General features: G+C 59.4%; 8 protein-coding genes, 1 tRNA gene and 1 pseudogene. 7 read left to right on the top strand and 3 right to left on the bottom strand.

The features are described from left to right. On the top strand, positions 1–1,401 hold the full coding sequence (locus tag MME58_RS14585) for an LLM class flavin-dependent oxidoreductase (RefSeq protein ID WP_055004994.1): 1,401 nt from the start codon (positions 1–3) through the stop codon (positions 1,399–1,401). A gap of 206 nt (positions 1,402–1,607) precedes the next feature. Here the strand turns inward: MME58_RS14585 and MME58_RS14580 are convergent, their stop codons facing one another. Together MME58_RS14580 and MME58_RS14575 are read right to left on the bottom strand one after the other, a co-directional pair. Continuing rightward, on the bottom strand, positions 1,608–2,291 hold the full coding sequence (locus MME58_RS14580; RefSeq protein WP_055004995.1) for a response regulator: 684 nt from the start codon (positions 2,289–2,291) through the stop codon (positions 1,608–1,610). Further along, positions 2,288–3,674, bottom strand: a pseudogene (locus tag MME58_RS14575) (ATP-binding protein). The gene MME58_RS14580 and the pseudogene MME58_RS14575 overlap by 4 nt, the downstream one beginning before the upstream one ends. Positions 3,675–3,818: 144 nt before the next feature. On the opposite strand from MME58_RS14575, the gene MME58_RS14570 reads away from it, so the two are divergent. The 5 genes from MME58_RS14570 (at position 3,819) to MME58_RS14550 (ending at position 11,705) form a co-directional block, all read left to right on the top strand. After that, a complete protein-coding gene (locus MME58_RS14570; protein ID WP_055004996.1) occupies positions 3,819–5,021 on the top strand; it encodes an efflux RND transporter periplasmic adaptor subunit in 1,203 nt (400 codons plus the stop codon). A gap of 2 nt (positions 5,022–5,023) precedes the next feature. Then, positions 5,024–8,170 (top strand): efflux RND transporter permease subunit, encoded by a 3,147-nt coding sequence (locus MME58_RS14565; RefSeq protein ID WP_055004997.1) that lies wholly within the window; start codon positions 5,024–5,026, stop codon positions 8,168–8,170. Further along, the gene (locus MME58_RS14560) at positions 8,170–9,579 is read left to right on the top strand and encodes an efflux transporter outer membrane subunit (protein ID WP_055004998.1); all 1,410 of its coding nucleotides are present in this window, start codon (positions 8,170–8,172) and stop codon (positions 9,577–9,579) included. The genes MME58_RS14565 and MME58_RS14560 overlap by 1 nt, the downstream gene beginning before the upstream one ends. 114 nt (positions 9,580–9,693) lie before the next feature. Then, complete coding sequence (locus MME58_RS14555) at positions 9,694–11,433, top strand: tannase/feruloyl esterase family alpha/beta hydrolase (RefSeq protein ID WP_054987439.1); 1,740 nt, start codon at positions 9,694–9,696, stop codon at positions 11,431–11,433. Between the two features lie 198 nt (positions 11,434–11,631). Next, positions 11,632–11,705, top strand: a tRNA-Cys gene (locus tag MME58_RS14550). Positions 11,706–11,787: 82 nt separating this feature from the next. On the opposite strand, the gene MME58_RS14545 is transcribed toward MME58_RS14550, so the two are convergent. Further along, on the bottom strand, positions 11,788–12,171 hold the full coding sequence (locus MME58_RS14545) for a YceK/YidQ family lipoprotein (protein ID WP_055004999.1): 384 nt from the start codon (positions 12,169–12,171) through the stop codon (positions 11,788–11,790). A 166-nt stretch (positions 12,172–12,337) separates the two neighbouring features. On the opposite strand from MME58_RS14545, the gene MME58_RS14540 reads away from it, so the two are divergent. Continuing rightward, complete coding sequence (locus tag MME58_RS14540) at positions 12,338–12,976, top strand: cysteine hydrolase family protein (RefSeq protein ID WP_055005000.1); 639 nt, start codon at positions 12,338–12,340, stop codon at positions 12,974–12,976. Positions 12,977–13,026: the final 50 nt, after the last annotated feature.

Below are 13,026 nucleotides of genomic sequence, written 5' to 3'. Positions count from 1 at the left end.
ATGCCTCGTCAAATTCGCCTCAACGCCTTCGATATGAATTGCGTCGGCCATCAATCGCCTGGCCTTTGGGCTCATCCTCGTGATCGCTCCTGGCAGTACAAGGACCTGGAATACTGGACCGATCTGGCCAGAATCCTTGAGCGCGGCAAGTTCGACGGTTTGTTCATTGCCGACGTGCTGGGCATTTACGACGTGTATCGCGGTAACGGTGAGGCGGCGATTCGCCAGGCCACGCAGGTGCCGGTCAACGACCCGTTGCAGCTTATTCCGCCCATGGCACTGGTGACCGAGCACCTGGGTTTCGGTCTGACCGCGTCGCTGTCGTTCGAACACCCTTATCCGTTTGCCCGTCGTCTGTCGACGCTGGATCACCTGACCAAGGGCCGTGCCGGCTGGAACATCGTCACTTCGTACCTGGAAAGCGGCGCGAAGAACCTGGGGCAGAAAACCCTTACCGAGCACGATGCACGCTATGACTATGCCGAGGAGTACCTGGAGGTTTGTTACAAACTCTGGGAAGGCAGTTGGGAGGAGGGCGCGATCCTGCGTGACCGGGAGCGTCGGGTATTCAGTGACCCAAGCAAGATTCACGAGATTCGCCACGTCGGCAAACACTTCCAGGTGCCGGGTATCCACCTGTGCGAACCCTCCCCGCAACGTACGCCGGTTCTCTATCAGGCTGGGGCCTCAAGCCGCGGCAAGCAGTTCGCCGCCGAGCACGCCGAATGCGTTTTTGTGGCCGCACCCTCCAAAGCCCTGCTGAAAAAGACCGTGGCCGATATTCGCCGTCGCACCGCCGAGGCCGGTCGCGATCCGTCCAAAGTGCTGATTTTTAACTTGCAGACGGTGATCCTTGGCGAAACGGACGCCAAGGCCAAGGCCAAATTCGAGGAATACAAAAGCTGGGTCAGTTATGAAGGCGCGATGGCATTGATATCCGGCTGGACCGGTATCGATTTCAGCCAGTTCAAGCCTGATGAGCCGCTCCGGCATGTGCACACCAACGCTATTCAGTCGGCAGTCGAGACCTTTTCCACTGCCGACCCGAACACGGTATGGACGCCGCAGGCGCTGGCCGATTGGGTCGGTATCGGCGGCTTCGGCCCGTTGTTTGTCGGCAGCCCGGAAACCGTGGCCGACCTGCTGCAGGAGTGGGTTGAAGAAACCGACGTGGACGGCTTCAACCTGGCCTACGCGCTGACCCATGAAACGTTCATTGATGCGGTGGACCTGCTGGTGCCGGAGCTCCAGAAACGCGGCGTCTACAAGACCGAGTACGCCAAAGGCACCCTGCGCGAGAAACTGTTCGGCGAAGGGCCTCGCCTTGAAGCAGGGCATCCGGGCGCTGCCTTTCGCGACTTGGCTGCACTGCATCGCGCTCGCCAGACGGAGAGTGCCTGAAGTGTGATGACTGTCCTTGCGCAGGCGGCGCAGCGCAGATTTGTGACGCGGAGCGTCACGACAGGCATTCCCACGCTGGAGCGTGAGGAACGCTCATCGCAACTATCGTGCGTCGCTCTGCGTCGCATGCCGCTCTGGACGCTCCGCGTCCGATGTTGGGTGCTCGGAACGGCCTGGATGATGACGTGGGCTCAGCGCTATGACGGTCACAGCTCCAGCTTGTAGCCCACGCCATAAAGCGACTGGATCGGATCATGGCCAGGGCAGGCCTGTTCCAGTTTGCGGCGCAGGTTACGGATGTGGCTGTCCACGGTGCGGTCGGTCACTACACGATGATCCGAGTAGAGCCTGTCCAGCAGATGGTCGCGGGAAAACACCCGACCCGGTGCGCGGGCGAAGGTGGCCAGCAGACGCAGTTCGACCGGCGTCAGGTCCAGGCTGACACCATTGAACGAGGCCTGATAGTGTGCCTCGTCCACCTGTAACCCCTTGGTCGCATGCGGGCCGGCTGAAGAGGTACGACGCAGTATTGCCTTGACGCGAGCGACCATTTCACGCGGGCTGAACGGTTTGCAGATGTAGTCGTCCGCGCCGAGATCCAGGCCCAGCAAACGGTCGATTTCCTCGACTCGTGCGGTGATCATGACAATGGGGACGGCGCTGAAACTGCGCAGTTCTCTGCAGATGTCCATGCCGTCACGACCGGGCAGCATGATGTCGAGCAGGATCAGTTGTGGCGCGTTCGCTTTGACGGCGGGCACAACGTCCAGCCCATTACTCAGGCAGTGGGTCGAATACCCGGCCGCGATCAGGTAGTCGCGCATCAGCGATGCCAGCTTGGGCTCGTCTTCGACAATGAGAATAGGTGTTTCAAGGCTTGTAGCGGTCATGGTCGCAGATGTCCGGGCAGGCACAGGGTCAGCCAGAGGCCACCGGTGGGCGAGTGGTCGGCGCTGAGGCTGCCGCCGTGAGCGAGGGCGATGCTGTGACAGATCGCCAGCCCCAGACCCGCACCGCCGCTGGTGCGGTTGCGCGATGTTTCACCGCGATAGAAGCGTTCGAACAATCGGGGCAGTTGCTCGGGATCGACGCCGGGGCCGGAATCCATGATGTCCACACGCACTTGATCACCTCGCAGGCTGGCACGCACCTGCACCGAGCCACCGGCATCGGTGTAGCGCACCGAGTTCTCCAGCAGGTTGCTGATCAACTGTTGCAGGCGGCCTGGGTCTGCGTGTACCGACAAGTGTTGAGTCGCAAGTTTCAGTTGCAAACCCAATTGACGCGCGGCGCAACGCTCCTCGAACATCTCAGTGATGTTTGTCAGCAACTCTGCCAGGTCACAGTCGACCTTGCGGTAGGTCAGGGCGCCCACATCCGCCAGCGACAATTCGTAGAGATCATCCACCAGCTTGCTGAGCATGCCGACTTCACCCTGTAGCGACTTCATCGATGCCTGAGGTGCGCACGCCATCCTCGATGGCTTCCAGTTCGCCACGCAGTACTGACAGCGGGGTGCGCAGCTCATGGGAGACATCGGCCATGAATTCCCGGCGCATCTTTTCATTGCGCTCCAGGGTATAGGCCAATTGATTGAAGTCGCGAGCCAACTGGCCTACCTCGTCGTTGGAGGAAACCGCCACGCGGCTGCTGTATTCCCCTGCGGCGAGCCGATGGGTCGCAGCGGCAACACGTTTGACCGGGTCGAGCAGCGTGCGGGCAATCCACCAGGCAATCAGTACGGCCAGCAGCAGCGACAGCACACCCATCGCCAGGCTGGCGCGCAACTGGTACTGCTGAAAGCGCTCGCCACCCGCTTCACTGACGCTCTGAAAGGGTGTGACGGCCAGCCAGCCCACGATTTTGCCGGCGACTTCCACCGGGCGCATGAACTCATCGTCATGCACGCCCGGAAACCCCATTACGAGGTTCTTCTGCGCATCCAGCAGGGCGATGCGAAACACTGCGCCAGTCAGATCGGAAGTGGGTGGCGTGGCCAGTCCGGGAATGGCGAAGTCCTGCGCAGGCTCCGGGCGCATCACCTCAAACCAGCGATCCTTGTTGTCACGCATGAACTCCCAACTGCCTTCGCGAGCATAGGCCACGGCCAGCCGCGGCAGGACCGGCGACATGCGCTGCATGGCCTGCTCGTTGAGATAACCCAGAAAGCCACGGGCAAAACTCCAGTTCGCAGTCAGACCCATGATCAGGATCACTGACAGCACGCTGGCCAGTACCGCGACAAACAGTTTGGTGGAGATGCTCGATTTCATGAAGGCTCGGGTTTTCCCTGAAGACGGCGTCCATTTAGGCCTTCGTGACCGCAAGTTTCAAGTCAACACAGCAATCTTCAATTTTCCTGCACATTTGCCTCGCACTCTGACATCAGGCTTTCGCCACAACGTCCTGAGGCAAACATGTCGAGCAAGATTTTCGCCAAATACCTGATGACGGAGACCTTTGTCATCTACGCAGCCCTTATCAGTCTTCTGAGCGGTTGTTCAGGGGATGATTCGCCTTCCGCTGCGCCAAAACCGACTGTGTCAGTCATTACTGTCCAGCCGCGCAACCAGGCGCTGGCCACCGAGCTGGCGGGGCGCACTCAAGCGTTCATGGTCGCCGAGATACGGCCTCAGGTCAGTGGCATCGTTCAGCAGCGGCTGTTCGTCGAGGGTGCTGACGTCAAGGCCGGTCAGCCTTTGTATCAACTCGACAGCGCGACTTACCAGGCTGCGCTGGCAGAGTCACTGGCCACGCTCGCCAAGTCCCGTGCCACGCTCAAATCGGCGCAGGCGACCGCCAAGCGAGATATAGGGCTGGCAAAGATAGACGCCATCAGCCAGCAGGATAAAGAAGACGCCGAAGCCAGTCTGCTGACCGCCGCCGCCGAGGTAAAAGTGGCGCAGGCCGATGTGCAGACTGCGCGTATCAACCTGGCTTACACACGTATTACTGCGCCCATCAGTGGCCGTATCGAGACCTCGACCGTCACCCCCGGCGCATTAGTGGTGGCCCAGCAGGACACGGCGCTGACCACGGTTCAGCAACTGGACCCGATTTACGTCGATGTCACGCAGTCCACCACCGAGTTGCTGCGTCTCAAGTGCGACCTGGCCAGCGGCAAGCTGCAAACCAACGGCGATGGGGAAGCCCGGATCACCCTCAAGCTGGATGACGGCAGCACTTATAACCATGACGGCCGCCTGCAATTCAGTGGCGTCAGCGTCAATGAAGGTACCGGTACCGTGACGCTGCGTGCCAGCTTTGCCAATCCGGAGCGGCTGTTGCTGCCCGGCATGTACGTGGTGGCGGTGCTGGAGCAGGCGCAGGATCACAACGCGATCCTGATTCCGCAAAAGGCCGTCAGCCGCAGTGCCAGCGGCCAGACCACGGTGTTACTGGTGGTCGACGGCAAGATCGAGCAGCGGGTGATCAGTGTCGACCGCACGGTGGGCAACCAGTGGTGGGTGAGCAGCGGGCTCAAGGCCAGTGAGCAAGTGGTGGTCGAGGGCGGCCAGAAAACGCCGGTGGGCACCGAAGTGACTGTTCAAAACGCCGACAGCCCGGATTCGCCATCGCCGAGCGGCACTGTCGCTGCCACTGATGTGAAGGAGCGCTGAACATGGCCCGTTTCTTCATTGATCGGCCCATCTTCGCCTGGGTCATTGCCATCTGCATCATGTTCGCCGGTGCTTTGTCCATCAGTCAGTTGTCACTCGAGCAATACCCCAATATCGCGCCGCCGACGGTAAAAATCTCCGCCACCTACACTGGCGCATCGGCCAAGACCGTCGAAGACTCCGTCACCCAGGTCATCGAGCAGCAAATGAAAGGGCTCGACAGGCTGACTTATATGTCTGCCTCCAGCAGCTCTGCGGGCAGCGCGAGCATCAGCCTGACCTTCGCCGCAGGCACCGACCCTGATGTGGCGCAGATGCAGGTGCAGAACAAACTGCAGCAGGCCGAATCGCGCCTGCCGCAAAGTGTGCAGAGCGAAGGCTTGACGGTGACCAAGGGCAGTTCCGACTTTCTGATGCTGGTCGCCCTGGCCTCCGACAACGAAAGGGTGACCGGTACGCAGATCGGCGATTACATTTCCAGCACGCTGCTCGATCAGCTCAGCCGGGTAGATGGTGTCGGCGACGTGCAGACGCTGGGTTCGGGATACGCGATGCGTATCTGGCTGGACCCGGCCAGGCTGGAGAAGTACGCACTGATGCCTTCCGACATCAGCTCGGCCCTGGAGGCGCAGAACACCGAAGTCTCGGCAGGCCAGTTGGGGGCTTTGCCTGCGGTTGAAGGCCAGCAACTGAATGCGACTATCAGCGCTCGCAGCAAGCTGCAGACGCCCGAGCAGTTCGAGAAGGTGGTCGTCAAGTCTTCCAGCGACGGTGCTGTCGTGCTGCTGAGCGATGTGGCGCGGGTAGAACTGGGAAGCGAGAGTTATGACATCAACTCTGCACTCAACGGCAGGCCAGCGGCGGCGATGGGCATTCAACTGGCGTCCGGCGCGAATGCGCTGAGCGTCGGTGAAGCGGTCAAGGCCAAACTGAAGGAGCTGGAACCGTTTTACCCTGCGCAGATGCAACTGAAAACGGTCATTGCCTATGACACGACGCCCTTCGTCAGCCTGTCGATCAGGGAAGTGGTGAAGTCGCTGGGCGAGGCAATCGTGCTGGTTGTGCTGATCATGTTCCTGTTCATGCAGAACCTGCGCGCTACCCTGATTCCCGCGATCACCGTACCGGTGGTGCTGCTGGGCACGTTCGGTGTGCTGGCACTGTTTGGTTATTCGATCAATACCCTGACCATGTTTGCGATGGTTCTGGCTATCGGGCTGCTGGTCGACGATGCCATTGTGGTGGTGGAAAACGTCGAGCGGGTCATGGGCGAAGAACACCTGAGCCCGCTGGAGGCAACCCGCAAATCGATGGATGAGATTACCAGCGCGCTGATCGGCATCGCCCTCGTGCTGAGTGCGGTATTCATTCCGATGGCTTTTTTCAGTGGTTCCACCGGTATCATCTATCGGCAGTTTTCAGTGACCATCGTTTCGGCCATGCTGCTTTCGGTACTGGTTGCGATGACCCTGACACCGGCGTTGTGCGCAACGATGCTCAAAGCCTCTGATGCTCAATTGCATGCACAACGGGGTGGCTTTTTCGGCTGGTTCAACCGCACTTTCGACCGCAGCGCCGACCGTTACCAGCGAGGTGTGAGCGGTGTGATCAAGCATCGCGGGCGGGCTTTGCTGGTGTACGTGCTGGTGCTGGTGGCTATGGCGGTGGGTTATGTCAGCCTGCCCACGTCGTTTTTGCCTGATGAGGACCAGGGCGCGCTGATGGCGCAGGTCCAGCTGCCGGTCGGCGCTACCGACAGCCGTACGCAGGCGGTGATGAGGCAGTTCGAGACCTACATGCTCAAACAGCCTGAAGTCGAAGCGTTGATCAGCATCTCCGGGCTCGGGATGGGTGGCAACAGCCAGAACACCGCCAGGGCCTTCATCAAACTCAAAGACTGGAGCGAGCGTTCCGGCAAGGGGCAGGGCGCAGCGCAGGTGGCGCAGCGGGCGACTCTGGCGCTGGCAAGCATTGGCGACGCAAGCGTGTTTGTCATGCAGCCGCCTGCGGTGCGCGGGCTGGGGCAGAGCTCGGGTTTCGATGTGCAGCTCAAGGATCTTGGCGGTGTGGGACATGAGGCGCTGGTCGCGGCACGCGAGCAGTTTATCGACCTGGCGAGGAGGGACCCGAGCATGCTGGGCGTGCGCAGCAACGGCCTGGACGATACGCCGCAGTTGAAAGTGACCATCGACGACCGCAAGGCCGGTGCGCTGAGCCTGTCCACCAGTGATATCAACTCGACCCTGTCCACTGCGCTGGGCGGCAGCTATATCAATGACTTCCTCAATCAGGGGCGAGTGAAGAAAGTCTACGTGCAGGGCGAGGCTGCTTCGCGCATGCAATCAGCTGATCTGAACCATTGGTTCGTCCGCAACAGCAATGACGAAATGGTCCCGTTCTCGTCGTTCGCCAGCAGCAGCTGGAGCTATGGTTCGCCCCTGCTGGAGCGCTACAACGGCAGTTCGTCACTTGAAGTGGTAGGCGATCCTGCACCGGGCATCAGCTCGGGCATGGCAATGGATGCTGTCGAGGCCATCATCAAGCAGCTTCCCGAAGGCATCGGTTACGAGTGGACCGGACAGTCCTACCAACTGCGTTTGTCCGGCGCTCAGGCGCCCATGCTCTACGCGGTTTCAGTGCTGTTCGTGTTCCTCTGCCTGGCGGCCTTGTATGAAAGCTGGTCAGTACCGTTTTCGGTCATGCTCGTGGTGCCTCTGGGCGTGGTCGGCGCGGTTCTGGCGACGCGGCTCAGCGGTTTGAGCAATGACGTTTACTTTCAGGTCGGGCTGTTGACCACCGTGGGCCTGGCGGCCAAGAACGCGATTCTGATCGTCGAGTTTGCCAAGCACCTTCAGGAACAGGGGAAAAGCCTGCATGAAGCCACCCTGATTGCTGCCCGGCAACGCCTGCGCCCGATTCTTATGACCTCGCTGGCATTCATGTTCGGTGTACTGCCGTTGGCCCTCAGCACCGGCGCAGGCTCGGCTGGGCGCAATGCAATCGGCACTGGCGTGCTGGGTGGCATGTTCAGCGCTACCGTGCTGGGGATTTTTCTGGTGCCGCTGTTCTTCGTCGAAGTCCGTCGCCGCTTCAGTCGTTCTTCAGGCAATGCTGCGGTTGCCCGACCCACATCTACAGGTGAAGCATGATGCGTCTTTTTTGGCCTTCGCTGGCTTTTACGGCGCTGCTTGCCGGCTGCGTCAATCTGGCGCCTGACTACCAGCGCCCTGAAGCACCGGTCCCGAGCCAGTGGCTGCCGGCGACTGCCGTCAAACCGGCTGCGTCAGCCAGTGTTACCACGGATATCGAGTGGCAAAACTTTTTCACCGACAAGCGCCTGGTGCGCCTGCAAACCCTGGCGTTGGAGAACAACCGCGACCTGCGCCTGGCCAGCCTCAATGTCGAAAAAGCGCAGGCTCAATACCGCATCGAACGTACCGCGAGCCTGCCGACCCTTGATGCCAGTGGCAGCGGCACCCACACGCGCACACCGTCGTCGACTTCCATGAGCGGAGGGTCTTCGATCAGCCACGAGTACAGCGCCCAGCTTGGTTTGAGCAGCTATGAGCTGGATGTCTTCGGGCGCATCCAGAACCTTCAGGACGAAGCGCTCGAGGATTACCTGGCCTTGACCGAAACACGGCGCAGCACACAGATCAGCCTGATCGCCGAAGTGGCGACCGGCTGGTTGACCCTGGCCGCCGACAACCAGCTTTTGAAGTTGGCTGAGGATACGCTCGCCAGTCAGCAGCAGAGCTACGACCTGACCAGAAGCAGCCATGCGCTGGGCGGTTCTTCAGGGCTGGAAGTGGCTCAGGCGCAGACAACGGTCGAATCGGCGAGGGGCGACGTGGCGCAATATAAAAGTCAGATTCTCCAGGACTGTAACGCCCTGCGTCTGCTGGTGGGCAGCGATCTACCCGAAGAGCTTTTGCCCGATGCCGACCTGCAATCGGTGACGCATTTGGTGCAGGTGCCGGATGGCCTGCCTTCCAGCCTCCTGCAACGTCGTCCGGATGTGCTGAGTGCCGAGCACACGCTCAAAGCAGCGAACATCGACATTGGCGCAGCGCGTGCAGCGTTCTTCCCCAGCATCACCCTGACCGCCAGTGCAGGCTCTTCCAGCTCCAGCCTGTCGGGTCTGTTCAGGTCCGGAACCGGTGCGTGGAGCTTTGCGCCAGGCATCAGCGTGCCAATTTTCGACGGGGGAGCCAATAAGGCCACGCTTGACTCGGCCAGGATCGAGAACCGGATACAGATTCAGACCTATCAGCAGACGATCCAGACCGCATTCAAGGAAGTGGCCGATGCGCTGGCGGTGCGCAGCACGCTGGATGAGCGGGTTGCTGCGCAGCAGGCCTATACCGATGCCAGCCGCAAGAGCTATGAATTGGCCGATGCACTGCATCGTGGCGGTTCGCAAAGTTACCTGGAAGCACTTGAGTCACAGCGTTCACTGTACAGCGCCGAACAGGAGCTGATTTCCCTGCGCCTGACTGAGCAGAGCAACAGGGTAACGCTCTACAAGGTCATGGGCGGCGGATGGAATCCAGGGTGATTTTTTCTACTAGCCTTTGAATAATCGCCAGGCTTAAACGTTTTACCCTTACCTGCAGTGCGGTCATTTTTGTGCTCGCACGGTGGTTTTGATCCTTCATGAACAGGAGTTCTCATGAAACCCTTCCAGCCGAAGTACGCGCGCGCTCTGTTGTTGCTGGTCGCTTCCCTCACGATTCAGGCGCCGGCTCAGGCTCGCACGCCGTCTTCTGCAACGACCGACAATATTGCCCGGCTTGCAGTGGTCAAGCCGGTAGGCGCGTGCTCTGCACTGGCCGACGTGGACCTCAACGATATCGGCGGGCAGGGCAGTCGGGTGCTGACAGCCAGCGAATCGTCCCGGGACGGCATGGCAGTGTGTGCCGTGGAGGGGCGTTTGGCACCGGAGATCGGTTTCAGGCTTGAGCTGCCAACCGCAGCCTGGCAACAGCGCTATTTGCAAGTCGGCTGCGGTGGGCTGTGTGGCAACATCAACTCGACTGTGCGCGCCGCTGACGGCTGCACGCCTTTGAATACCGGTGCGTTCGCAGTGGCGTCCACCGACATGGGGCATCGTGCGGCAGACAACCATTTTGGCGACGACCCGCAGAAACGCGCCGATTTTGCCCATCGCGGCGTTCATCTAACTGCGCTGGCGTCGAAGAAACTGATCATGGCGTTCTATGGCCGCAAAGCCGAATACACCTACTTCAGTGGCTGCTCGGATGGCGGCCGTGAGGCATTGATCGAAGCCCAGCGTTATCCGGAAGATTTCGACGGCATCATTGCCGGGGCTCCGGCACTCAACTTTCAGGTACAAAAAACGTTCTATCACGGCTGGATGGCCCGCTCCAACAGAGGGTCGGATGGCAAGCCGATCCTTTTCGCCTCCCGATTGCCGTTGTTGCACAAGGCCGTACTCGATCAGTGCGATGTGCTGGACGGGCAGATCGACGGCCTTATTGCGGACCCGCGCATCTGCCACTTCGACCCCGCGGTGTTGCAATGCAAAGCTTCTGCCGACAATGCCAACTGCCTGAGCGCAGAGGAAGTGGCCACCGTCAGACGTTTCTACGAAGGGCCTAAAGACGCCGTCAGCGGCGCACGGTTGACCATGGGCGGCCCTCAGCCGGGCTCGGAACTGGCCTGGGCGGGCGTGTTCGTGCCAGTGAGCGCCGATCAGACCGTTTACAGCGAGACGGCTGCACGGGAAGCCATTGGCAATGTGGTGTTCGAGAAAAACCCTGGTGCAGATTTCGATCTGAATGCGCTGAACTTCGACAAGAAAACCTTTGATCAACTACGCCCGCTGCATACGCTGTACGACGCTACCAACCCTGATCTGTCGCGATTTGCCAGTCGCGGCGGCAAGCTGATTCTCTGGCACGGCTGGTCCGACCCGAACATCTCGCCGCTCAATACCCTCGCGTACCACGAGGCGGTCGAAGCGCAGATGGGCAAGAGCCGCACCGAGGCATTCTCGCGGCTATACATGTTGCCCGGCGTCTATCACTGCGGCGGCGGGGAAGGGCCAAGCCTGATTGATCTGCTGACGCCGATCATGACCTGGGTAGAGAAAAGCCAGGCACCGGATGCCATCGTCACCCGACAGGCAGGGCCCGAGAAGGCTGGCAACAGGCAGAGACCACTCCGTGAGGCATTGCCTGCGTCCATGGTGAAGGAAAACGTAGGTAACCGAGGGCGTACCCGCAGGGTTTTCCCTTACCCGTTCATGGCCGAGTATGACCACAAGGGCTACTCGAAAAACGCAAACAGCTACCAGCGTGCCCAACCATTGACCACGGATAAAACGCCCCAATGGATGGGGTCGGACTTTTTTCGTCCCTATGTTCCTCTTGAGCGACAGACGGAATAACGAGTGCGTCTACGCGCAGGGCGAATTATTTTCTCCTCGTTCTTGACATGGCATGCGAAGCAGTACAGAATTGCGTCCATTCCTGAGCGAGGAATTGAAAAAAACCCTTTAGATTCAATGGGTTGGAAGCCCAAGAATTATCGGTTTCCCGCTAAATAAAAATGCGTTTGATGTTTAAGTGAAGCATCTTTCGTTTGAGGCCGAGTAGCAAAATGGTTATGCAGCGGATTGCAAATCCGCCTACGCCGGTTCGATTCCGACCTCGGCCTCCACTATTCAAAGCCCCGCAGATTAACGTCTGCGGGGTTTTTTATTGGATGCGGGAAAGTGAGGAGTTCCGAAACCAGAACTCGGCTATTTAAAGCGGCTTGCGTTGATGTAGCCGTATTGGTTTTGCTGATAAATCGTATAAGGCAGGAGCAATGTATCGGCGATGCCTGATATGCCCATGTCCAGTAGAACCCACGCAGGTTCACCGCTGTTCTGATAAGGGCTACTCGGTTTTGGCTCGGCGTTCAGTTCACAGAAATCGAGCATAACCCCACCGTAGACTCGCGGAATGGATGAGCAATTTGATTTCCAGTCAGTGAGTTTTTCACCTGCTACGGAATCGGGTCTGAACGTCGTGTTGATCGTTCCACATCCCGTCAAGGCAAGCACTAGCGCCATCACCAACATGCTATGGGGTTTCAACTGAAACCTGCCTGACTCTTTTTGCTCTGCGAAGCCTGGGCTCATAACAACGCTCCTTGTATTTGATTGCGTTTAGGACGGCAGTTCAGGCGCGCGAGACACACGCTCTTTACTGGCGTCTGACCGATGCGCAGTTCTTCCTTGATACATACAGCACGATTATTGCTTGGCAAGGCTATCCAGCCCGTCAGGCTAAATCGAGGTATGTAGCATGAGCAAACCCCTTGTCCGGTGGCCGATCAACCCGCGTAGAACGGCTGTCATCGTCGTAGACATGCAAAAAGTCTTTTGTGAGCCCACCGGGGCGTTGTACGTGGAAAGTACAGCGGATATCGTCCAGCCTGTCCGGAATCTGCTGCTGGCCGCACGGGCTGCCGGGATGATGGTGGTTTACCTTCGCCATATCGTACGCGGTGATGGTTCGGACACCGGGCGCATGCGTGACCTTTATCCGAATGTGGACCAGATCCTCGCACGGCATGATCCGGACGTTGAGATCATCGAGGCGCTCGCGCCTCAGTCGGGTGATGTGATTGTCGACAAGCTGTTTTACAGCGGCTTTCACAATACGGACCTGGACACCGTGCTGCGTGCGCGGGATGTCGACACGATCATCGTCTGCGGTACGGTTACCAATGTGTGTTGTGAAACCACGATCAGGGACGGCGTGCACCGTGAGTACAAGGTCATCGCCCTGAGCGACGCCAATGCTGCGATGGACTACCCCGATGTGGGGTTCGGTGCTGTTTCAGCCGAAGAGGTTCAGAGAATATCGCTAACGACGATTGCCTATGAATTCGGCGAGGTTACCACGACCGCAGACGTCATCCGGCGCATTGAAAGTGCATAGGAAAACCCGTTCGAGTGTGCGCAGTTCTGGCTCGTTTTTCAGTACCTGCG

This window comes from Pseudomonas syringae pv. tagetis (genome assembly GCF_022557255.1).
GTDB classification, from domain to species: domain Bacteria; phylum Pseudomonadota; class Gammaproteobacteria; order Pseudomonadales; family Pseudomonadaceae; genus Aquipseudomonas; species Aquipseudomonas caricapapayae.
The sequence above is the reverse complement of the archived record's forward strand: the minus strand, read 5'-3'. Positions and strand labels throughout refer to the sequence as shown.

Bases quoted from the DNA above. Each gene is read 5' to 3' on its own strand.
- MME58_RS14555 (WP_054987439.1), top strand. From the start codon at position 9,694: ATGAAACCCTTCCAGCCGAAGTACGCGCGCGCTCTGTTGTTGCTGGTC.
- MME58_RS14545 (WP_055004999.1), bottom strand. From the start codon at position 12,171: ATGAGCCCAGGCTTCGCAGAGCAAAAAGAGTCAGGCAGGTTTCAGTTG.
- MME58_RS14585 (WP_055004994.1), top strand. From the start codon at position 1: ATGCCTCGTCAAATTCGCCTCAACGCCTTCGATATGAATTGCGTCGGC.
- MME58_RS14540 (WP_055005000.1), top strand. From the start codon at position 12,338: ATGAGCAAACCCCTTGTCCGGTGGCCGATCAACCCGCGTAGAACGGCT.
- MME58_RS14565 (WP_055004997.1), top strand. From the start codon at position 5,024: ATGGCCCGTTTCTTCATTGATCGGCCCATCTTCGCCTGGGTCATTGCC.
- MME58_RS14570 (WP_055004996.1), top strand. From the start codon at position 3,819: ATGTCGAGCAAGATTTTCGCCAAATACCTGATGACGGAGACCTTTGTC.
- MME58_RS14560 (WP_055004998.1), top strand. From the start codon at position 8,170: ATGCGTCTTTTTTGGCCTTCGCTGGCTTTTACGGCGCTGCTTGCCGGC.
- MME58_RS14580 (WP_055004995.1), bottom strand. From the start codon at position 2,291: ATGACCGCTACAAGCCTTGAAACACCTATTCTCATTGTCGAAGACGAG.